The following is a 23270-nucleotide window of genomic DNA, read 5'->3' as shown; positions in this document are numbered from 1 at the left end:
AGTTATTACGAGTTGGATGAACCATCGTCTGGTTTATCATGATGAATCAAGTGATACGCAGAACGAGCTCGAGGGTGAATAAAGAAATGGTTAGCTGGCGCATTATGCGTTTTGATATGCACCATAGAGACATTAGTTTTCTTACCTTGTTTGTTATGGAAAGCATAAATTACAAAAGGCAGTAAGAAAATAATCACAAAGCTAACCGCAAGTAACGTCACATAGGTGGTATTGCTCGCACCATTCGGTAAAGAACTCGGTGGGAAGAATGAAATCACAAAGGCTAAGATAGAAACAATTAGGCCGACTAACGCAATGAGAAGTTTAATGCCTTTACCTCCCGGTATATTGAAGACACGTTTTTTCTCTGGTTGTTTGCAAACTAACTGCATATAACCTAAAAATAGCATGAAATAGCTACATAAATAGATAACTACCGTTAAGGCTAGAGCAATAAGGAATGACATATTACCACCGCCCCCAGTATTGGTGAGGACGATAATCGCTACTGTTGTGATCAACAACTGCGAAATCACCAGTGTTACCGGTACGCCATTTTTATTCACCTTGGCAAAGCCTTGCGGCAGAATACCTTTCTGTGCCGCGACATACATCCCGCGGGATGGCCCCACAATCCAAGAAGCAATCTCAGCCAGCACGCCAAGCAATAATAGTGCCGCAATAATTCTCACTGCCCATTCAAGGGATGAATTAAAGTGTGTGACAAGCACATTGAATGTTTGTACCACACCAGCAGATAAATTAATTTCACTGTTTGGGATCACCGCTGCTACCGATAACCCACCAATTGAGCTTAAACAAATTGCCGCTATCATGAGTAAAAACATCGCTGCGGGGTAATCTCGACCGGGGTTTTTCATTTCATTAACGTGAGTTGCTGAAGCTTCAACACCCATATAGCTCAAAATAAAGGCGACAAATACCACGAGTGTGCCAATTTTGGTGAAATCAGGAATAAAGGTTTCAGTACTAATTTCAATGGCCAATGGAGAGCCGCTGGCTAAATAGCTGATCGCTAGAAAGACCAAAATTAGCGCTGGAAGCAAGATGCCTGCGAAAAAACCGACTTTCGCAATCGTGGCAGTATATTTAGTTCCGCCAAATTGTGTGAAAGCCAATACCCAGAGAATAACAAGTGCCCCTATCGTTTTGGTGATTGGGTCTGTATTAAGTTCTGGCCAATTCAAAATATAAGACAGTGCCCCTAATACGAAATACAGCATAGGAATAAAGCCAATCGCAATTTGTAAATAACCAAATGAAATGGCGGCAAATCCCCAACGTTCGCCTAATGTATTAGAAACCCATGCAAATACACCACCTTCCTCCCAACCTTCTACGGTTGCCATTTCTGCGGCACACAATGCGACAGGAATAAACCACAATAATCCTCCTAATAGCAGGAAAAATACGAGGCTAAAGCCAGATGTTGCAAATGTTGGATATTCATAAACGGCCATCACCATTGATGCAGTGATGGCAAAAAAGCCAAGTAGTGTCAGTTGCTTTGCGGCTGGAGCTGTCGTTGTTGCCATACGAGTTCTCCTCAAATCGATAAACAATCTGCCTTTTCAGGGCGGATCTCAGTAGGAGCCAAAGAACCTAAGGCTCTTTGGCTCGTTAACAACACAATCATGAATAAAAGAATTAACTGTGATTAAAGCCGCCGCCTTCTTCTTCTGTTAGCGGTTTATTGACGGGGTGCTTATCGAAATACTCTAAGGTGCGTTTGAAGTCATCAATGAGTAATGCGGCTAAATCTAAACTAACCCCATGACGCACTAGAATACGTTGAATAACAAGGTCTTCACGGTTTGCTGGCATGGAGTAAGCAGGAACTTGCCAGCCACGGCTACGCAGTTTGTCTGCGATGTCATAGAGGGAATATTTGCTGGTGGCGGTGCCTTCTTTCAGTTTCCATGCTAATGCAGGGATACCAGTTTGGCTATCACCATCAAAAATCATTTCAAATGGCCCTAATTTTTCAATTTCGCGGCTGAGGTATTGTGCAGTTGCATAGCAAGCGTTGTGGATTTTTGCATAGCCTTCGCGACCCAGTCTCAAGAAATTATAATATTGAGCAATGATTTGACCGCCAGGGCGAGAGAAATTCAGTGCGAATGTTGGCATATTACCGCCTAAATAATTCACATTAAAAATCAATTCTTCTGGAAGGTCTTTGGCTTCACGCCAAATAACCCAGCCAGCGCCTAATGGCGCCAAACCAAATTTATGGCCTGATGCATTAATGGATTTTACACGTGGTAAGCGGAAATCCCATTCTAAATCTGGTGCACAAAATGGAGCTAAGAAGCCGCCACTAGCACCATCCACATGGATAGGAATATCCAGTCCAGTTTCTTTTTGTAGTTTATCGAGCGCATCGTGTACAGCTTTTACGGGCTCATATTGGCAGGTAAATGTCACTCCAAGGGTCGGTACGACACCAATAGTATTTTCATCGACACGTTTGAGCACCTCTTCCGGTGTCATGATGAGGCGGTCACCTTCAAGAGGGATCTCTCGGAGTTCAACATCGAAATAACGAGCAAATTTGTGCCAACAGATTTGAACTGGGCCACAAATTAAATTAGGTTTATCGGTCGGTTTTCCTTTAGCGGCTTGTTTTTTGCGCCATTGCCATTTTAGCGCTAGCCCACCAAGCATTGCAGCCTCTGAGGACCCGATGGTTGAGCAACCAAGGGTATTTTCTGCATCCGGTGAATTCCATAAGTCCGCTAACATATGTACGCAGCGGTTTTCAATTTCTGCTGTTTGTGGATATTCGTCTTTATCTATCATGTTTTTGTCGATAGACAAATCCATCAAATCACGAATTTCATCATCCACCCATGTCTGGCAAAATGTTGCTAAGTTTTGGCGTGAATTCCCATCTAGCATTAATTCATCGCGTACTGCACTAAATACATTACGTGGTGCTTGTTCTTTCAATGGAAACTTGGTTTTTGGTAATGATTTGGATAATTCTAATGATGCGTAGACATCATCCATTCCACTGTGTTTTGAATTTAATGCATTATTACTCATGTTTTAATTCCTCAATGACCATGTGGTAATTAAATACTATTAATCTTGAGCTCAATATTAAATATACGCCGTCTTTTTAAAAATTCAAAAGTGTTCAAATAAAAAAGATAATTTAATGAAAACCGTCATAATTAGAAAGTAACAGTAGAGTGAATGATGGTTTATGGTTATTTTGGTTATAGATAATTTTTCTCAATAGCTGATTGTGTTCATAAAATGATGCTAAAAACCACTCAATTTAACTAAATTGTTACATTTTTATGGTTTTTATTTCTATGTATTTAGCTTTTTAGTTGTTTTTATTTGATTTTATATGGGCGAAAAATGTAGTGGAAATAAATAAATGTTCATAAAAAACTAATATTTCAATAATGTTAAGTTATGTAACTTTTATTTAAACCCTGATTTTCATAATGTTTAAAGTTAATTTATACCGTTAACCGTTAAATATAATTATTGTGGCAAAATGAATTTGAATATAAAGAAAATAATAGCATGAGTTATATTGTGGAAAAGTAGTTCGCGAATCTAACTAGTTTAGATATCACGTTAATATATTTACCTTAAAGACACTGGTTCTTTTTTAAACAAGAAATAACTAGTTCTAGCTATTTGATATTTTTTTCTGGAGAAATAGAAGATATTTATAAGTATAGAAGAAAATAGCAAAGGGATGAGGCAAAATATTCGCCTCATCCGACTAAATTAAGGCCTAACTCCCAAAGTATGGCAGATAGCATAGGTGAGCTCAGAGCGGTTCAGCGTGTAAAAATGAAAATCTTTCACGCCTTCACGGCTAAGAATTTTGACCATATCCATGGCGATTGATGCGCCGACAAGGTTACGGCTCTCAGGGTCGTCATCTAACCCTTCGTACATTTTACTCATCCATGCAGGAATGCGTACGTTAGTCAGTTTGGCAAAGCGCTCGAGTTGACGAAAGTTAGAGACGGGTAAAATCCCCGGCACGATTTCCACATCAATACCTGTCGCGACGCAGCGGTCACGAAAACGTAAATAGCTCTCAACATCAAAGAAAAACTGAGTGATTGCACGGTTAGCTCCCGCATCAATCTTCTTTTTTAAACTAATTAAATCGGCTTGAGCGCTTTTGGCTTCAGGGTGAACTTCAGGGTAGGCCGCAACAGAAATATCAAAATCCGCTTCACTTTTTAACAGCTCGACTAGATCAACAGCATACATATCTGGTTTACGGCTGTTGTCAGGTAAATCACCACGCAATGCAACAATATGGCGAATACCATTATTCCAATAGTCACGAGCAATGGCTTTCAGTTCATCAGGGCTTGCATCAATACACGTTAGGTGAGGGGCTGCAATTAAACCGGTTTTATCCTTAATATCTTTGATGATACTGTGCGTTCTGTCGCGTTCGCCGGAATTCGCACCATAAGTCACAGAGACAAATTGAGGTTTCAGGTTTTTGAGCCTATCAATAGATTTCCATAGTGTCTGCTCCATCTCTTCACTGCGAGGTGGGAAAAACTCAAATGAAACATTAATTTGGCCATCTAACTCAGCTAAGTTTTGATTTAGCGCTTCGCGCTGATTTGCGTGAAAAAAACTCATACCCTGTAACCTCGCAATTTGCAAACTAACTATTTTTTGTACGTTATTATATCCATTTGTGCGTCTATACGTTTAGACGTCCAAATAGAAATTACCAGATCGGTACCAATAGTCAATACTTAAATTAAATTATGACGCTGAGGTTTTTTCAAAGGCAACAGGAAAATAATTCATGATAAAAAACGCGACCCTGTTCAGTGTCGCGCTTAAATCGATGGCTAGTCAGATTTACTCAGTGAAACAGAAGTGCTCAACCATTTGGCTAATTAATTGGCGAGTAGGTTCAATAAAGCGCATATCGATAAATTCATCAGGCTGATGTGCTTGCTCAATAGAACCAGGGCCAAGAACCAACGTCGGGCAGAGCTCTTGGATAAACGGCGCTTCAGTACAGTAATTCACGGTATCCGCTTTTTGCCCCAACAACTGTTCAATTACTGCCACCATCTTGTGGTCCGTTGGGCATTCATAGCCAGGGATCGGCGGATGCATGGGCTCGATCGCCAAGCGACCTGGCCAACGGGCACTAACAGGCTCAAGAGCTTCATTGAGTAGTTCATCTAAGTCCTGCAAAGTCAGGCCGGGGAGTGGGCGAATGTCCATGTGTAATTCACAACAACCACAAATTCGGTTGGCTGCATCACCGCCATGAATATGACCAAAGTTCATCGTCGGGTAGGGAATGACAAATGCAGGGTTGTTAAATCGTTCTTTTAACGTATTTCGTAAGTCCATCAAATGGGAAATAGACTCATGCATTAATTCAATGGCATTGACCCCACGTTCTGGGTCACTAGAATGCCCCGATTGCCCAGTAATGCGGATAGCATTTGATAAATGTCCTTTGTGCGCACGAATCGGTTGTAACGACGTCGGCTCACCAATAATCGCAAAATCCGGTCTTAGCGCGGTACTGGCTGCAAAATAACGTGCGCCAGCCATCGATGTTTCTTCATCCGCAGTGGCCAATATATGCAGTGGGCGTTTGAGCTGAGTTAAATCCATATCGCGTAACGCATCAACAATAAAAGCAAAAAAGCCTTTCATATCTGCGGTTCCGAGCCCATATAACTTGCCGTCATGCTCTGTTAGCTCAAACGGGTTTTTACTCCAACGTCCATCATCAAAGGGCACGGTATCGGTATGGCCGCATAGCATCATCCCACCATTTCCTTCACCAATAGATGCAAGCAAATTATATTTATCTCGCGTTTCCGGCACAGGTTGAATGTTGACCGAAAAACCTAACGTCTCCAGCCACCCACCGAGAAGTTCCACTAGGGCTTTATTGCTCTGGTCCAAATGAGAATCAGTCGCACTAATCGATGGAGTCGCAATTAATTGACGATAAATCTCAATAAATGCAGGTAATTTAATATTCACTGTTGACAGCCTTTATCCATAATAGTATCAATATTCATGCACTTTATTTGAATAAAAATACACATTAAACTGTTTGGGTCACGAGTACAAGGTAGAAAGCATATGTTGAACACACTCATTATCGGGGCCAGTGGCTATACTGGAGCAGAATTAGCCGGTTATTTGCAACGCCATCCTGAAGTTAATCTTCAAGGATTGATGGTATCGAAGCAAAGTGCGGATGCAAATAAACGTTTTTCTGATTTACATCCTCAGTATAAAGGCATCATAGACCTTCCCGTTCTGCCATTAACCGATGTCGCAGAAGCAGCGGAAGGTATTGATGTTGTTTTTCTTGCCACTGCACATGAAGTAAGCCACGACATAGCCCCTCAGTTTCTTGAAGCGGGCTGCGTTGTGTTCGACTTATCGGGTGCTTATCGTGTTCAAGATCCTGCGTTCTATACGCAATACTATGGCTTTGAACATACAAATACTGAATGGCTAATGCAAGCAGTTTACGGTTTAGCAGAATGGCAGGCCGATAAAATTCGTCAAGCGCAACTGATCGCAGTACCAGGGTGTTACCCAACGGTTTCCCAATTAGCACTTAAACCATTGATTGAAGGCAATTTGCTAGATGAAGCTATGTGGCCAGTGATTAATGCCACCAGCGGAGTCTCTGGAGCAGGCCGTAAAGCCTCGATGACTAACAGCTTTTGTGAAGTGAGTTTGCAACCTTATGGCATCTTTACTCATCGCCATCAGCCAGAAATTGCGACTCACTTGGGAAGAGAGGTTATTTTCACACCACATTTAGGCAATTTCTCTCGAGGCATCCTTGCAACGATTACGTGCAAAGTAAAAGCGGGTGTTTCGGCAGAAAAAATCACACAAACGTTTAAAGATGCTTATCAAAATAAACCGTTAGTGCGGTTATATGAAAAAGGCGTTCCTGCATTGAAATCGGTAGTGGGGACACCGTTTTGTGATATTGGCTATGTATTGAATGGTGAACACCTGATTTTAGTAGGTACAGAAGATAACCTACTCAAAGGTGCGGCAGCACAAGCCGTTCAGTGCATGAATATTCGTTTTGGTTTTGCTGAAACTCAGTCTTTATTTTAAGAAGGATTAACCCCATGCAACCCTTAGTGATTAAATTGGGCGGAGTGTTACTTGATAGCGTCGAGGCACTTGAAAAATTATTTACAGCGATTCAAACCTATCGGCAAGCACATCAACGTGAGTTGGTGATTGTACATGGCGGTGGCTGTTTAGTTGATGAATTGATGCAAAAACTGCAATTACCTGTTGTTAAAAAGCAAGGGTTACGAGTCACGCCAGCAGACCAAATCGATATCATTACAGGGGCATTAGCGGGTACGGCGAATAAAACATTACTGGCATGGGCAACGAAGTATCAACTTCCAGCCATAGGGCTTTCTCTCGGTGATGGGCAAAGTGCCACAGTGACTCAATTAAACGAAGAATTAGGTCACGTCGGTGATGCCAAACCTGGCGATGCGAACTTATTGAAATTATTGCTGGGTGCGGGCTATTTACCCATTATCAGCTCTATAGGTATCACACCAGAAGGTGAGTTGATGAATGTAAATGCGGACCAAGCTGCAACCGCTATCGCCCAAGCCTTAAACGCAGATTTGGTTTTACTGTCTGATGTGAGCGGTATTTTGGATGGTAAAGGCCAAAAAATTGACGAAATGACGACGCAAAAAGCGCAAAAGCTCATTGAGCAGGGAATTATTACCGATGGAATGATTGTGAAGGTCAATGCGGCGTTAGACGCTGCGGCAGCCTTACAACGCTCTGTTGATATCGCAAGTTGGCGTCATGCAGAACAACTTCCCGAGCTGTTTAATGGAACAGCAATCGGAACACGGATCTTGGCATCATAAATGAGCCATGGAATAACTATATTAATTGAGCGGATAGGTACGTTATGAAAAAGGGCATTAAAAAGATTGTATTAGCATATTCAGGTGGCCTGGATACATCAGCAATTATTCCATGGCTAAAAGAAAACTATGACGATTGCGAAGTCGTGGCCTTCGTTGCGGATGTGGGGCAAGACCGTGAAGATTTAGTAGGCGTAGAGAAAAAAGCTCTACAATCAGGTGCATCCGAGTGCTATGTCGTCGATTTACGTGAAGAGTTCATCAAAGAATATATTTACCCTGTATTGAAAACGGGGGCGCTATATGAAGGTAGCTATTTATTAGGTACGTCAATGGCTCGTCCAATCATTGCTAAAGCGCAAGTTGAAATTGCCTTAAAAGTGGGTGCAGATGCTGTTGCCCATGGCGCAACAGGTAAAGGTAATGACCAAGTGCGTTTCGAAAGCACCTATACGGCATTAGCACCACAGTTACAAGTGGTTGCACCATGGCGTGAGTGGGACTTACGTTCCCGTGAAGCGCTGCTCGATTATCTGAAAGAGCGTAATATTCCAACAACAGCTAGCCTTGAAAAAATCTACAGCCGTGATGAAAACGCATGGCACATTTCTACGGAAGGTGGTGTTTTAGAAAGCACATGGAATGCTGCAAACCAAGATTGTTGGGTATGGACTGTCGATCCGCAAGATGCACCAGATGAAGCTGAATTAGTTACCGTTGGTGTCAAACACGGTGAAGTCGTTTCGGTAAATGGTCAAGCATTGTCTCCACTTGGCTGTTTAGAAGCATTAAATACTTTAGGTGCAAAACATGGAGTGGGCCGTATTGATATCGTTGAAAACCGTTTAGTGGGTATGAAATCTCGTGGTTGCTATGAAACCCCGGGAGGCACCATTATGATGGCGGCATTACGTGGTATTGAACAACTGGTTCTTGACCGTGACAGCTACAAATGGCGTGAGCAACTCGGCTTAGAAATGTCATATGTGGTTTATGATGGCCGTTGGTTCGCACCACTACGTCACTCGCTGCAAGCGGCTGCTGAATCATTAGCACAAGATGTGACAGGGGAAGTTGTTCTGAAATTATATAAAGGGCAAGTGACTGCGATTCAGAAAAAAGCGGATAAGAGCCTGTATTCTGAAGAATTTGCCACATTTGGTGAAGATGAAGTTTATGACCACAGTCATGCAGGTGGGTTTATTCGTCTTTACTCGCTGTCTTCACGTATCCGTGCGCTGAAAGAACAAAACAAAGCGAAATAAATCAAATAGTAGTCTCCCGGCAGCCAAGACTGCTGTCGGGGTTAAAAACTTATTTTATCAATCAGGTAGGGATTAGTTATGGCACTTTGGGGTGGACGTTTTAGTCAGCAAGCGGATCAACGGTTCAAACAGTTTAATGATTCATTGCGTTTCGATTATCGCCTGGCGCAACAAGATATTATCGGCTCAGTCGCATGGTCAAAATCACTAGTAACAGTTGGTGTATTGTCTGATAGCGAACAACAAACTTTAGAACAAGCGCTAAACTCCTTACTGAAAGAAGTGCAAGATAACCCTGAAATTATCCTGCAAAGTGACGCAGAAGATATTCATAGCTGGGTTGAAGGTAAGCTGATTGATAAAGTTGGTGATTTAGGGAAAAAATTACATACCGGTCGTAGCCGTAATGACCAAGTGGCAACAGATTTAAAATTGTGGTGTAAAGACCAAGTTGCGTTGCTACTTGAAGCGGTAACCGAATTACAAAAAGCGTTGGTCATCACCGCAGAAAATAACCAAGATGCAGTAATGCCAGGTTATACCCATTTACAACGTGCCCAACCGGTGACATTTGCCCACTGGTGTTTAGCCTATAGCGAAATGCTAGCGCGTGACGAAAGCCGTTTAAAAGATACCTTAAAACGTTTAGATGTCAGCCCATTAGGGTGTGGGGCATTAGCAGGAACGGCTTATGATATCGACCGTGAGCAGCTTGCCTCTTGGTTAGGTTTTGCTTCTGCAACGCGTAATAGCTTGGATACAGTATCAGATAGAGACCACGTTCTTGAACTATTATCGAACGCAAGTATCGGTATGGTTCATTTATCCCGCTTTGCTGAAGATTTAATTTTCTTTAATAGCGGAGAAGCTGGCTTTGTTGAGCTATCAGACAAAGTGACATCGGGTTCATCACTCATGCCGCAAAAGAAAAACCCTGATGCATTGGAATTGATCCGTGGAAAATGTGGGCGTGTCCAAGGTGCATTGACAGGTATGATGATGACCCTAAAAGGGCTCCCTCTTGCTTACAACAAAGATATGCAAGAAGACAAAGAAGGGCTATTTGATGCATTAGATACTTGGTTAGATTGCATGCACATGGCTGCGTTGGTTCTTGATGGTATTCAAATTCGTCGTGGTCGTTGTGAAGATGCCGCAAAGCAAGGTTATGCGAATGCAACCGAACTCGCTGATTATCTGGTTGCTAAAGGTGTTCCATTCCGTGAAGCGCATCATATTGTGGGTGAGGCCGTTGTTGCCGCAATTGGGCAAGGTAAAGCTTTAGAGGAAATGGCTTTAAGTGATTTGCAAAAATTCAGTAGCACTATTCAGTTGGATGTCTATGAAGTTTTATCACTACAATCTTGTTTAGATAAGCGGTTAGCAAAAGGCGGGGTATCTCAGAAACAAGTGGCAAATGCTATTGTAGAAGCAAAAAAACGATTAGAACTGTGATCGGTTATAGAAGATAAAAATGGGGGGTAGCATGACTACCCCAATTCCCATAACGCGTTTGTTTTTAAATATATTTAATGGTTAACATTCTTAATTGCTTCTCCTCATTGATCCAATTGTATGAGTATTCATTTCGACCATCATTAATAACGTTCCAATCTTTTCCTTGAGTAATATTATTTAGCCCAATATTTGTCATTGTAGACTCAGTATTATTCAAGCAACTCAATTTAATATGTGTATCAGAGACAGCATTCGTACAAGTTGGGTGAACCACTGCGCCATTGAAGCTAATAGTGCCTGATTCTGGGCTTTGGTTCGCATAGGTATTGAATGTACTGAATGCTAAAACTAATATTAAAGCTGTTAATGAACGATTAAATACTCTTTCTGTTATTGATTTTTGCATAATAGAGCCCTACAACTTAATTCGTTTTAAATCAGTTGTTTATGTAATGTGTTTTTAAAATCGGGTTATTTTCTAATTAAGCGTGTTGCACGGATAATAATGCATATCCTTTTTCTTTATTAGTCCAATTGAATTGGTAAATACTCGTGCTTCCATTTAATTCTTTCCATTCTGGTGATTTTTTCTCTTTGGAAAAATTAATTGGGCTAGATTCCATTTTGTTTTTTTCATTATTAAAACAATTCAAAGTTGTGTTGTTTTGATTAATGTCATAGGTACATGGTGGAGAGACAATCATGGCTTTAAAAGTAATGGTTGTTTGATTTCCTTCAGCTTGTACATTCGTAGTAAAGAATGATGTTGCAGCTAAAGCGAAAGTTAAAGTTAATACTGAAGTGATCTTTTTAATAGTCATAATGTTTGCTCCTAATTTCAAATTTCTGTAATTCGGTTTGTTTAAGTTTTCATATATCTTGCTATGGGAAGAATTATAAAATGAAAAACTCTAAAAAGGTGTAAATCTAAAAGCTAAAAATGTATTAAAATATAATTCTAAATGACCTGCTTTAATATATCTCTAGGGTCATTTTTTAATGATTTATATTTACAATATTCCGTTAAATTTGGCTTGTTAGTGTTTAATGTTCTGTGTTTGCATCAAAACCCCCCTTTTGGGTGGTTTAATCTATTGTGGCGTTTTTTAAAGCCGCCTTGAATATATTCATTTTTAGATATAAAAAATGGCTGTTATATTGAGATTTTTAATTTGTTTTTAAATACAAATTTACAAAGTTTAATTGAAAGTGAAAATGAATATGACAAAATGTTTCAGAAATAAGGCATTGTGATTTCTTTTTTAAACCTTTGGAGAGTGATGTTCTTTGTTTCCAAAATAATATTGGTTAATACCACCTTATTATTAATGAAAACGTTTCAGTATTGCTCTAAATTATGTTTTCGATACTTGAATTGGTATTTGATGCTTTTACTCTTCATTTTTATTACCTCATTCATATTGGTATTCATCAGTATTTTGAATTACCTATTTATGTTGTTATACCCCCTAGAGGATTTTTATTGGTATGTGCAGTTTTCAAACTTATGCTTGTATCACTGCTCATCATATACATGCATATCTTATATCGGCATGCTTGTGGTTTTCTGTAATAACTTTGTTTGCTATTTAGATCATTTATGGGGAAGGTAAAGCTGATAATAGTGTTCATAGTATTTAGCCCTCCGTATTATCATCATTGATGAGGATATTGCAGAAGTTAGGTGACTATATAAAACTATTAATTTGAATTGATGCTGTTCTATGCTTTTTTTTCTTATAATAAATATAGGGTGTTATTTTGAGTTTATCCACAATAAAAGTGTGTGTAATTATGTGTAAGATTTTAAAGGACTTTATACATGACGTTATTTTCACTCATGAAATTATAAAACTAAAATAATAAATTAATGCAAATTTAAAAAAATTACTTCTTCTTTTTTTAAGATCGCATCCATGTACTAGCTTGAAATGTTTTTGAGGTTGGTCAATTGGATTTTTACTTTAATATCGATCTTAAGTAGAGTTTACACTTATATTTAATACTGTTTTAAGTATGATAAGTAAAACTTAATGTTTTTCTGGTGTTGTGCTTTCTTTGTAAATAACAGGAGGGTAAATAATGACACATTTTGTTTCTAAATATTACATTTTATTTCATTTTATTGCGGGTTTTGTACAGAAAATGAGGTTTTCTCCCTATTTTTCAATTTATCAATAGATAAAACAAAACAATATCGATATAGTGATTGGTATTATCTATCTTTGGTTTGACAGAGAATTCACGAAAGGAAAAGAAATATGAATATTCGAGATTTAGAGTACCTTGTCGCACTCGCCGAACATAAACATTTTAGACGTGCCGCGGATTCTTGTCATGTTAGCCAACCTACTCTTAGTGGCCAAATTCGTAAATTAGAAGAAGAACTTGGCGTTATGTTGTTAGAAAGAACCAGCCGCAAAGTTCTTTTCACTCAACAAGGTTTATTATTGGTTGAACAAGCCCGTACTATTTTGCGTGAAATTAAAGTATTACAAGAAATGGCCGCCCTCCAAGGGGAAAGCATGTCGGGCCCATTACATATTGGTTTAATCCCAACGGTTGCGCCATATCTATTACCTCATATTATTCCGCAATTGCACCAAGCTCATCCGAAATTAGAAATCTATTTGCATGAAGCGCAAACTCAGCAATTATTAGCTCAGTTAGACAGCGGTAAATTAGATTGCGCTATTTTAGCGGAAGTTAAAGAAACGGAACCTTTTATTGTTGTTCCGTTATTCGAAGAACCGATGAAACTGGCTATTTATGAGAGTCACCCATGGCATGATCGTGATACGATTGAAATGAGTGAGTTGTCAGGTGAAAAGCTATTAATGTTAGAAGATGGCCACTGTTTACGTGACCAAGCGATGGGCTTCTGCTTCCAAGCGGGCGCGAAGGAAGACACACACTTCAGGGCAACGAGCTTAGAAACGTTAAGAAATATGGTGGCCGCAGGGAGTGGAATTACACTTTTACCTGATTTATCGGTACCAAATGAAGTTTGTCGTGATGGGGTATGTTATTTAAATTGTATTGAGCCTGAGCCGAAACGTACAATTGTATTAGTTTATCGCCCGGGTTCACCGTTACGTGGGCGCTATGAACAATTAGCTGAGACCATCTATAACTCAATGGATAACTATTATAAAAATAGAGTTTAAGGTTAAGCCGCCAATATTATTTTTTAATTGATGATGGTTGCCAGGTTATTGGCAACCATAAATCACAAAATAATTAAAATAGTCGATTTAAACCATTTAAAGCCGCAACACGGAAAGCTTCCGCCATTGTTGGGTAATTGAAGGTTGTATTCACGAAATATTCTATAGTATTACCTTCACCTTTTTGTTCCATGATAGCTTGGCCGATATGGATAATTTCAGCCGCTCTTTCACCAAAACAGTGAATACCTAGTATCTGTAATGTTTCTCTATGGAATAATATTTTCAAACTACCGACATTCATACCTGCGATTTGTGCACGTGCTAAATGTTTAAATTGTGCCCGACCGACTTCATAAGGCACTTTCATTGCGGTCAATTCTTGCTCTGTTTTACCAACTGAACTAATTTCAGGAATGGTATAAATCCCTGTTGGAATATCTTCTACTAAATGAGCATCACCTAAACTACCACCAATGGCTCGGGCCGCAATTCGTCCTTGGTCGTAGGCCGCAGAGGCTAAGCTTGGGTAGCCGATGACATCACCAACAGCATAGATATGTTCATTAGTGGTGCGATATGCTTTATTGACTTTAACTAAACCGCGGCCATCAGCCTCAATCCCGACATTAGCGAGACCTAAGCTATCCGTGTTACCCGTTCTACCATTCGCATACAGTAAACAGTCTGCTTTGACTTTTTTACCCGACTTCAGGTGAACAATAACACCGTCTTCGACCCCTTCGATTTTTTCATATTCTTCATTATGGCGAATAACAACGCCACTATTCCAAAAATGATACGACAAGGCATCTGACATTTCTTGGTCAAGAAAGGCCAATAGATGATCGCGCGTGTTGATTAAATCAACTTTAACCCCTAATCCACGGAAAATAGATGCATATTCACAGCCGATAACACCAGCACCATAAATAATGACATGGCGAGGTTCGTGAGTTAGGTTGAGGATCGTATCACTGTTATAAATTCGAGAATGATTGAAATCAACATCGGACGGACAGTATGGACGAGAACCTGTGGCAATCACGATTTTATCCGCACTTAAAACGTCACAACTACCATCTGCGTAACGGACACTGATATGTTGCTCATCGATAAAGGTGGCTTCACCCGAAAACATTTGGCAACCATTACGCTCATAAAAACCTTGGCGCATGCGTGTTTGTTGGCTAATTACCGTTTCAGCATGACGAAGAATTTCAGAGAAAGAGGAGCTTAAGCTACGGGAGTTATCACTATAAAGAGGGTTTTGGTTGAATTCGATAATACGGCTAACAGCATGACGGAGGGCTTTTGAGGGAATGGTTCCCCAGTGGGTACAGCCTCCGCCGACATTATTATAACGTTCTATAACAGCAACGTTTTTTCCTTGTTTCACTAGCCCCATGGCGGCGCCTTCACCACCAGGACCGGAACCAATGACTATTGCATCAAAATGGGTAAGTTGCATGAGGTAAGACCTGCTCTAAAACAAAATGACAACAAGATGTTATCATTAGTTGGTTATTTCACCTAATTTCCTCGTCGTTTTTCAAATTGATACAGCGTTGGCTACACTCGCTTACCCTAGTCACATATTTATGCATGCTCCCAAGGATTTGCTGACGTATTGTTTAATAAAAGGTTGGTAGTATATCAGTGTTAAAAAACTAATTGAAAAAGGCTAAGTTAAATTCTGAAAATGAGTAAATTGTAGTGATAGTCGCTTTTTCTCCAAAACAGTTTAACTATTTTCAGGTATGCTAGGCGAAGAGTAAGGCTTATTACATTTACCTTTCATGATAAGAAACTAGGATCACCGTGAGTAACACAATTGGCGTTAGAGCAAAACAAAAAGAAAAAACTCGGCGTTCACTCGTCGAAGCCGCATTTAGCCAATTAAGCGCTGAACGGAGTTTTACTAGCCTTAGTTTGCGAGAAGTTGCGCGTGAAGCTGGGATTGCACCGACTTCATTTTACCGTCATTTCAAGGATGTTGATGAACTCGGGCTGACGATGGTCGACGAAAGCGGCTTGATGTTACGCCAGCTAATGCGCCAAGCAAGGCAGCGTATTGCAAAAGGCGGGAGTGTGATCCGTACATCAGTCTCAACTTTTATGGAGTTTATTGGTAATAACCCTAACGCCTTTAGGTTATTATTGCGGGAGCGTTCAGGAACATCTGCTGAGTTTCGTGCGGCAGTCGCTCGGGAAATTCAGCATTTTATTGCGGAATTGGCCGATTATCTTGAACTTGAAAGCCGTATGCCTCGCCATTTTACTGAAATGCAAGCAGAGGCCATGGTAACGATTGTCTTTAGCGCAGGTGCAGAGGCGCTAGATATCGATGAAGAAAAACGCAGAAATCTCGAAGAACGGCTGGTATTACAGTTAAGAATGATAGCGAAAGGCGCCTATTACTGGTACCGCCGGGAACAGGAAAAACAAAATCAAACTGACCCAGACCTGACTAAATAATAAGGAGAATCAATGACGGATCAAAAAAGTTATGAAAGAAGCACATTATTGCTAGCCTTTGTGATTGGCCTTGCAACCCATGGAACCTTTTCAACGTTGTTTAACTCGCTGGTCGATTTTTCATTTTTCCCAATTTTAACCCTGATATTGGCAGTGTATTGTTTACATCAGCGCTATTTGCATCAAGCGATGCCTATGGGGCTGCCAAAATTTGTTGCAGGTAGTTTTTTTATTGGGCTTTTTGGCTATGCCGCGATTTTACGTGTGCAAAATCCTGAAATAGGCTCTAATTTTATTCCCGCAACATTTATTGTCATTATCGCATTGTGGATGTACTCAAGCTGGAAAGCACGTAAGAAAGAAAAAGCGGAGCTAGCACTTGAACAAGAAGTTGAAAATTAAGTTTATACGATTTTTCTAATAGTAAGGCGCCGCAGTTCACATCACTGCGGCGTTTTTGTTTTTTAGTAAATTAATAGCGGCTCAGTAATACCCCACTTTCCATATGGTGGGTATAAGGGAACTGGTCGAATAAGGCTAATTTCTCTATTTTATGGGTTTTAGTCAGCTCAGCTAAGTTATCGCATAGCGTTTCTGGGTTACATGAAATATATAGGATATGCTCATAACCCTGAACTAGTTTCACTGTTTCTGCATCTAAACCACTGCGAGGCGGGTCAACGAATATAGTATTGCATTGGTAATCGGCTAAAGAAATACCTTCCAAGCGCCTAAATTCACGGGCACCTTGCATGGCTTGGGTAAAATCCTCTGCGGACATACGAATAATTTGTACATTTTCAATATTATTGGCTTCAATATTATATTGAGCAGCGGCCACTGAGGGCTTTGCAATTTCAGTCGCTAATACGCGTTCGAAGTTTTGCGCTAATGCTAAAGAGAAATTTCCATTTCCGCAGTACAGTTCCAATAAATCACCCGTCGAATTCTGCGTTGACTCAATTGCCCACTCCAACATTTTGATATTGACCTGTGCATTAGGTTGCGTGAAGCTATTTTCGACTTGGCGATAAACCATATTTTTACCCATTACAGGTAAGACTTCATCAACATAATCATTATCTAACATAATTTTTGTTTTTGACGCTCGGCCAATCAATTGCACATCAAAGCCTTGTTCAACTAAAGCGGCTTTTAACGCTTTTGCTTCATCAATCCATTCTTCACCTAATTTTTTATGGTAAAGCAGCGAAACAATCAGCTTATTACTTAGTGTTGATAAATAGTCAATTTGAAATAATTTATGGCGCAGTAATTCATTTTGCTTAATTAACGGTAATAACGCCGCCATCATGTCATTGATCAATTGGCTGGCAACAGGAAATTGGTCAATACGAATACGCTCTTTCGTTTCTTTATTGAACATAATATGAAACAGATCATCACCTTCATGCCAAATACGAAATTCAGCGCGCATCCGATAATGGGATGTTGGAGATGAAAATATTTCAGGTTCAGGGGCGTTAAAAGGAGCCATCATCGCCTTTAAACGATCCGTTTTTTCTACGAGCTGTTGTTCGTAGTCTTCAGTATGCAAGGTGTTTGGCATGTTTGGCTCCATAAAGCAGTAATAAATTCGTATCAGGAGCGAAATTGTAGGGAATGCGGCGAAGATGTCCAGTTTTCATTATCCATCCATAGACACTCACTACTATTCAACTTACGATAATAGGCTGTGGTTTAGGGAATTTGGTGTGAATCCAAGACTGACGCGCAACGGTAAAAGTCCGATACCTGCCACACTTCTAATCGCTTCGTTGAATATTCGCGCGAATCTTATATTCAACCTCGCGGAATGTTAATTAAATTGATTTTCCGAGTGTAACCATAATGAATAATAAAAAGTTGCTGCCGCTATCGGCCGCTGCGCTGGCAGTACTGTGCGCTACTTCTTCTTTGGCAAGTGCAAATAATCAAACGGACCAAGTGGTTGTGTCTGCTAACCGCTTTGAACAACCTATTTCTTCTATATTAGCGCCAGTGACGGTGGTCACTCGTGAAGATATCGACCATTGGCAATCCAATACCGTAATAGATGTATTAAGGCGTTTGCCGGGTGTGGATATTTCTCAAAGTGGCGGAATGGGGCAACAAAGCTCTCTTTTTATTAGAGGAACAGAATCTCGTCATGTTTTAGTTCTAATTGATGGCGTTCGTTTGAATCAGGCGGGCATTTCAGGTTCATCTGATATGAGCCAAATCCCAATTTCTCTGGTACAGCGCATTGAGTATATTCGCGGAGCACGCTCAGCGGTTTATGGTTCTGATGCTGTTGGTGGTGTGGTGAATATTATTACTCGTCGTGATAACGATGGCACTACTTTAAATGCAGGCATTGGCTCACACAGTTATCAAAACTATAACGGTTCGACTCAGCAAAAAATTGGTGAGAATACAACGGTAACGGCAGCGGGTGCTTATACTCATACAAAAGGGTTTGATGTTGAAGCCAGAGGAAATACAGGCGGGGGCCCTCAACCCGATAAAGATGGTTTTTTGAATAAAACATTATGGTTAGGTGTTGAGCATCAATTCTCTTCCGCTCTTTCTGCTTATGCACGCGCTTATGGTTACGACAATCGTACGAGTTATGACGGTACGCCAGCAGACACTCGTAAGCTATACAGCAGAACATATGAGTCTGGGTTGAAATATGCGAATGGTAAGTACTCTACAAGTTTGCTTGGGAGCTATAGCCATATGAAAGATTACAACTACAACTATCACAATGGGCGGTATGGTAGCGGTTCTGTAATTGATGAATCAGACCAATACAACTTTCAATGGGGTAATAGCTATAGATTAGAAAAAGGAAATATCAGTGCTGGGGTTGATTATCAACGTCAAAGCATTGAGCCCGGTGGTTATACGATGACAAGTAAAAAAGAAACCGTCAATAACACAGGTATTTATCTTACAGGACAATATGCACTCATCGACTCTGTCAATGCGGAAGGGGCAGTACGTTCAGATCACCATTCTGAATTTAACTGGCACACGACATGGCAATCAGGTTTAAGCTGGGAATTTTATGATGGATATAAGTTAATCGGCTCTTATGCTACAGCGTATAAAGCCCCTAACTTAGGTCAGCTTTATACGGATAATGTTGCTTGGAACATCAAAGGAAATCCAAATTTAAAACCAGAAGAAAGTAAGCAGTGGGAAATTGGTTTAGAAGGCGAAACAGGGTTATTGTTTTGGCAATTAACTGGGTATGAAAACGAGATAACTAATCTGATTGATTTCACTTCGGATCCAGTGACGCAAACTAGTTCTTATAACAATATTGGCAAGGCAAAGATTAAAGGAGTCGAGTGGAATGGAGAATTACAAACAGGCCTATTTAGCCATCAACTCACGTTACAGTATCTAGACCCAAGAAATGAAAAAACAAATAAAGTGCTTAATCGTAGAGCAAAACAACAAGTCAAATACCAGCTAGATTGGAACATTGCTGCTGTAGATATGGGGTTGACTTACCAATATATAGGCAGTCGTTATGATACCAATGAAACTTATCAACGCACTAAAGTCGGCGGCGTTAGCATCTGGGATCTCACCGCTGCATATCCAATCACTTCACATCTCACAATTCGTGGTAAAATAGCTAATATGTTCGATAAAGACTATGAGACCGCGTATGGTTATCGCACCGCTGGAAGAGAATATTTCCTTACAGGAAGCTACAACTTCTGATAACAACCTATCTGTTCGCCCGACCATTCTAGTGTTTGACTCTGGAGTGGGCGGGTTATCTGTTTATCGTGAAGTCAAAAAAATGATCCCGAATGCTCACTATATCTATGCATTCGACAATGAAGCCTTCCCTTATGGTGAAAAAAGCGAAGAGTTCATTATTGATAGGGTCTATCAAATCGTAAATGCAATAGCTGCAAAACATCCTTTAACCATTGCGATTATTGCGTGCAATACCGCAAGTACGGTCAGCCTTCCTAATTTGAGAGCACATTTTACGTTCCCAGTTGTTGGGGTTGTTCCAGCCATTAAACCCGCAACCAAGTTAACGCGTAATGGCGTAGTTGGTTTATTGGCGACGAAAGGCACTGTAAACCGCGAATACACCAAAGAGCTGATCGAACGGTTTGCAACAGACTGCAAAGTGATTTCTCTCGGTTCTGCGGAATTAGTTCAACTTGCAGAAAGAAAGTTACATGGGGAAACTTTACCATTAGATGAAGTTGCTCAAACTGTCAGGCCATGGATTCGAATGCCAGAGCCGCCCGATACTGTTATTTTGGGTTGCACGCATTTTCCTCTATTAATGGAAGAACTCGAAAAAGTGCTACCAAATGGAACTCGATTCATTGATTCAGGTTCTGCAATCGCCAGAAGAACCGTTTGGCTCATTAATAATCAAGAAGAAATCGCCAATTCAGAGGAAGAAAACTTCGCATATTGCTTATTAATGGATGACAACGCAAAAGGATTACAGCCAGTTCTCGAAGCTGAAGGGCTCAAAACGCTGGAAAAACTAGCTATCTAAGTCAAATTTGGTGGAAAGCTGAGCGAACAGAAAAAAATATGAAAAAAGGGGTTGCCAGATTTTTCTGACTCCCTATAATGCGCATCCACTGACCGGGAACAAGACAACGCAAAGCGCGATGAACACTGAAACGGCAGCGAGAGATTCTGAAAAAGAAAAAGCAAAAAATTGCTTGACTCTCACGGAGGAAAACGTAATATACGCCTCCTCGCAGCAACGACCGAAAGGTTGGTTTTCATAAAGAAAAGCTGCAGCGCTCTTTAACAATTTATCAGACAATCTGTGTGGGCACTCACAGGACACTATCAAAAAAATATTTGATTTTAAGTCTTGAAGAGTGACTAACACGTTAATTCATATATATGAAATAAGGTAGTAACGCTTATTTTGGAAGGATAACGCGAAGGCAAGCAGAGATAACCCGAGGCAGTACTTAGGTACGGCGAGGGGAAGCGATGCGAAGCCGACAAAGTTAGCCGAACAAAAGAACGTTACGGTCAGTAAGACATTCTTTGAGCATCAAGCTACTTTTAATTGAAGAGTTTGATCATGGCTCAGATTGAACGCTGGCGGCAGGCCTAACACATGCAAGTCGAGCGGTAACAGGAGAAGCTTGCTTCTCGCTGACGAGCGGCGGACGGGTGAGTAATGTATGGGGATCTGCCCGATAGAGGGGGATAACTACTGGAAACGGTAGCTAATACCGCATAATCTCTCAGGAGCAAAGCAGGGGAACTTCGGTCCTTGCGCTATCGGATGAACCCATATGGGATTAGCTAGTTGGTGAGGTAATGGCTCACCAAGGCGACGATCCCTAGCTGGTCTGAGAGGATGATCAGCCACACTGGGACTGAGACACGGCCCAGACTCCTACGGGAGGCAGCAGTGGGGAATATTGCACAATGGGCGCAAGCCTGATGCAGCCATGCCGCGTGTATGAAGAAGGCCCTAGGGTTGTAAAGTACTTTCAGTCGGGAGGAAGGCGTTGATGCTAATATCATCAGCGATTGACGTTACCGACAGAAGAAGCACCGGCTAACTCCGTGCCAGCAGCCGCGGTAATACGGAGGGTGCAAGCGTTAATCGGAATTACTGGGCGTAAAGCGCACGCAGGCGGTTGATTAAGTTAGATGTGAAATCCCCGGGCTTAACCTGGGAATGGCATCTAAGACTGGTCAGCTAGAGTCTTGTAGAGGGGGGTAGAATTCCATGTGTAGCGGTGAAATGCGTAGAGATGTGGAGGAATACCGGTGGCGAAGGCGGCCCCCTGGACAAAGACTGACGCTCAGGTGCGAAAGCGTGGGGAGCAAACAGGATTAGATACCCTGGTAGTCCACGCTGTAAACGATGTCGATTTGAAGGTTGTTCCCTAGAGGAGTGGCTTTCGGAGCTAACGCGTTAAATCGACCGCCTGGGGAGTACGGCCGCAAGGTTAAAACTCAAATGAATTGACGGGGGCCCGCACAAGCGGTGGAGCATGTGGTTTAATTCGATGCAACGCGAAGAACCTTACCTACTCTTGACATCCAGAGAACTTAGCAGAGATGCTTTGGTGCCTTCGGGAACTCTGAGACAGGTGCTGCATGGCTGTCGTCAGCTCGTGTTGTGAAATGTTGGGTTAAGTCCCGCAACGAGCGCAACCCTTATCCTTTGTTGCCAGCGATTCGGTCGGGAACTCAAAGGAGACTGCCGGTGATAAACCGGAGGAAGGTGGGGATGACGTCAAGTCATCATGGCCCTTACGAGTAGGGCTACACACGTGCTACAATGGCGTATACAAAGAGAAGCGACCTCGCGAGAGCAAGCGGAACTCATAAAGTACGTCGTAGTCCGGATTGGAGTCTGCAACTCGACTCCATGAAGTCGGAATCGCTAGTAATCGTAGATCAGAATGCTACGGTGAATACGTTCCCGGGCCTTGTACACACCGCCCGTCACACCATGGGAGTGGGTTGCAAAAGAAGTAGGTAGCTTAACCTTCGGGAGGGCGCTTACCACTTTGTGATTCATGACTGGGGTGAAGTCGTAACAAGGTAACCGTAGGGGAACCTGCGGTTGGATCACCTCCTTACCATTGAAGTGTTTTTGTGAAGTGCTCACACAGATTGTCTGATAGAAAGTAGAGCAATGGCTTTACGTGGGAGACTTATTCGAGAGGATAAGACTTACACGAAAATAGCAAAACGGTGTTTTGCAATTGAATTTTCGTGTCCCCTTCGTCTAGAGGCCTAGGACACCGCCCTTTCACGGCGGTAACAGGGGTTCGAATCCCCTAGGGGACGCCAATTGCGCCGATATCGAGTGAAAGACGATGTCCCCAATAATGATTAAGCCAATTATATTGTAGTTGGTTTAACAATTATGCTCTTTAACAATCTGGAACAAGCTGAAAATTGAAAACAACGCACATTGTTTATCGCTTAAACAATGTGAG

The 23270-nt window shown here is 41.3% G+C and carries 17 protein-coding genes, 1 tRNA gene, 1 rRNA gene and 1 riboswitch; of the genes, 11 read left to right on the top strand and 8 right to left on the bottom strand.

Features of this window, described 5'->3' with window-relative positions; translation table 11 throughout:
- Positions 1-5 precede the first annotated feature (5 nt).
- The 4 genes from gadC to argE form a co-directional block, all read right to left on the bottom strand.
- Positions 6-1556: a glutamate:gamma-aminobutyrate antiporter gene (gene gadC / locus M1F17_RS19780; protein ID WP_180312205.1), complete on the bottom strand. Its 1551-nt coding sequence runs from the start codon at positions 1554-1556 to the stop codon at positions 6-8.
- 112 nt (positions 1557-1668) lie between these two features.
- Complete coding sequence (locus tag M1F17_RS19775; protein ID WP_004265325.1) at positions 1669-3069, bottom strand: glutamate decarboxylase; 1401 nt, start codon at positions 3067-3069, stop codon at positions 1669-1671.
- A 705-nt stretch (positions 3070-3774) separates the two neighbouring features.
- Complete coding sequence (metF, locus tag M1F17_RS19770) at positions 3775-4659, bottom strand: methylenetetrahydrofolate reductase (RefSeq protein ID WP_094961904.1); 885 nt, start codon at positions 4657-4659, stop codon at positions 3775-3777.
- Between the two features lie 228 nt (positions 4660-4887).
- Complete coding sequence (gene argE, locus M1F17_RS19765) at positions 4888-6042, bottom strand: acetylornithine deacetylase (protein WP_318837121.1); 1155 nt, start codon at positions 6040-6042, stop codon at positions 4888-4890.
- 102 nt (positions 6043-6144) lie between these two features.
- Here argE and argC point away from each other — a divergent pair, with 102 nt between their 5' ends.
- The 4 genes from argC (at position 6145) to argH (ending at position 10660) form a co-directional block, all read left to right on the top strand.
- Complete coding sequence (argC, locus tag M1F17_RS19760) at positions 6145-7149, top strand: N-acetyl-gamma-glutamyl-phosphate reductase (RefSeq protein ID WP_206277472.1); 1005 nt, start codon at positions 6145-6147, stop codon at positions 7147-7149.
- 14 nt (positions 7150-7163) lie between these two features.
- Positions 7164-7940 (top strand): acetylglutamate kinase, encoded by a 777-nt coding sequence (argB, locus tag M1F17_RS19755; protein ID WP_094961907.1) that lies wholly within the window; start codon positions 7164-7166, stop codon positions 7938-7940.
- Positions 7941-7984: 44 nt separating this feature from the next.
- Positions 7985-9205, top strand: a complete 1221-nt coding sequence (locus M1F17_RS19750; protein WP_004265334.1) for an argininosuccinate synthase — start codon at positions 7985-7987, stop codon at positions 9203-9205.
- 78 nt (positions 9206-9283) lie between these two features.
- Positions 9284-10660, top strand: a complete 1377-nt coding sequence (gene argH / locus M1F17_RS19745) for an argininosuccinate lyase (protein ID WP_206277471.1) — start codon at positions 9284-9286, stop codon at positions 10658-10660.
- Positions 10661-10724: 64 nt separating this feature from the next.
- Here the strand turns inward: argH and M1F17_RS19740 are convergent, their stop codons facing one another.
- Both M1F17_RS19740 and M1F17_RS19735 read right to left on the bottom strand, forming a co-directional pair.
- On the bottom strand, positions 10725-11069 hold the full coding sequence (locus tag M1F17_RS19740) for a hypothetical protein (RefSeq protein WP_094961909.1): 345 nt from the start codon (positions 11067-11069) through the stop codon (positions 10725-10727).
- A gap of 76 nt (positions 11070-11145) precedes the next feature.
- The gene (locus M1F17_RS19735) at positions 11146-11484 is read right to left on the bottom strand and encodes a pilus assembly protein (protein ID WP_094961910.1); all 339 of its coding nucleotides are present in this window, start codon (positions 11482-11484) and stop codon (positions 11146-11148) included.
- 1440 nt (positions 11485-12924) lie between these two features.
- Between M1F17_RS19735 and oxyR the strand changes: the two genes are divergently transcribed.
- Positions 12925-13830 carry a DNA-binding transcriptional regulator OxyR gene (gene oxyR, locus M1F17_RS19730; RefSeq protein ID WP_004265340.1) on the top strand — a complete coding sequence of 302 codons (906 nt, stop codon included), beginning with the start codon at positions 12925-12927 and terminating at the stop codon, positions 13828-13830.
- Between the two features lie 73 nt (positions 13831-13903).
- Here the strand turns inward: oxyR and sthA are convergent, their stop codons facing one another.
- Entirely contained in the window at positions 13904-15301 is a 1398-nt protein-coding gene (sthA, locus tag M1F17_RS19725) for a Si-specific NAD(P)(+) transhydrogenase (RefSeq protein ID WP_004265342.1), read from the bottom strand.
- A 350-nt stretch (positions 15302-15651) separates the two neighbouring features.
- Between sthA and fabR the strand changes: the two genes are divergently transcribed.
- Positions 15652-16308 carry an HTH-type transcriptional repressor FabR gene (fabR, locus tag M1F17_RS19720; protein WP_004265350.1) on the top strand — a complete coding sequence of 219 codons (657 nt, stop codon included), beginning with the start codon at positions 15652-15654 and terminating at the stop codon, positions 16306-16308.
- A 12-nt stretch (positions 16309-16320) separates the two neighbouring features.
- Positions 16321-16710: a YijD family membrane protein gene (locus M1F17_RS19715; protein WP_004265352.1), complete on the top strand. Its 390-nt coding sequence runs from the start codon at positions 16321-16323 to the stop codon at positions 16708-16710.
- A 70-nt stretch (positions 16711-16780) separates the two neighbouring features.
- On the opposite strand, the gene trmA is transcribed toward M1F17_RS19715, so the two are convergent.
- Positions 16781-17878, bottom strand: a complete 1098-nt coding sequence (gene trmA / locus M1F17_RS19710; protein ID WP_094961911.1) for a tRNA (uridine(54)-C5)-methyltransferase TrmA — start codon at positions 17876-17878, stop codon at positions 16781-16783.
- Between the two features lie 110 nt (positions 17879-17988).
- A riboswitch (cobalamin riboswitch) is annotated at positions 17989-18086 on the top strand.
- A gap of 73 nt (positions 18087-18159) precedes the next feature.
- Here trmA and btuB point away from each other — a divergent pair.
- From btuB to M1F17_RS19690, 4 genes are all read left to right on the top strand, one after another.
- Positions 18160-20028 carry a TonB-dependent vitamin B12 receptor BtuB gene (btuB, locus tag M1F17_RS19705; RefSeq protein WP_094961912.1) on the top strand — a complete coding sequence of 623 codons (1869 nt, stop codon included), beginning with the start codon at positions 18160-18162 and terminating at the stop codon, positions 20026-20028.
- Positions 19973-20836 carry a glutamate racemase gene (gene murI / locus M1F17_RS19700; RefSeq protein ID WP_318837120.1) on the top strand — a complete coding sequence of 288 codons (864 nt, stop codon included), beginning with the start codon at positions 19973-19975 and terminating at the stop codon, positions 20834-20836. The genes btuB and murI overlap by 56 nt, the downstream gene beginning before the upstream one ends.
- A gap of 531 nt (positions 20837-21367) precedes the next feature.
- Positions 21368-22907: ribosomal RNA gene (locus M1F17_RS19695) — 16S ribosomal RNA — on the top strand.
- Positions 22908-23045: 138 nt separating this feature from the next.
- Positions 23046-23121: transfer RNA gene (locus M1F17_RS19690), tRNA-Glu, on the top strand.
- Positions 23122-23270 lie beyond the last annotated feature (149 nt).

The organism is Providencia sp. PROV073, from assembly GCF_033688125.1.
GTDB lineage: Bacteria > Pseudomonadota > Gammaproteobacteria > Enterobacterales > Enterobacteriaceae > Providencia > Providencia hangzhouensis.
Note: the sequence above shows the minus strand (reverse complement) of the source record. Positions and strands in the feature narration are given on the sequence as shown.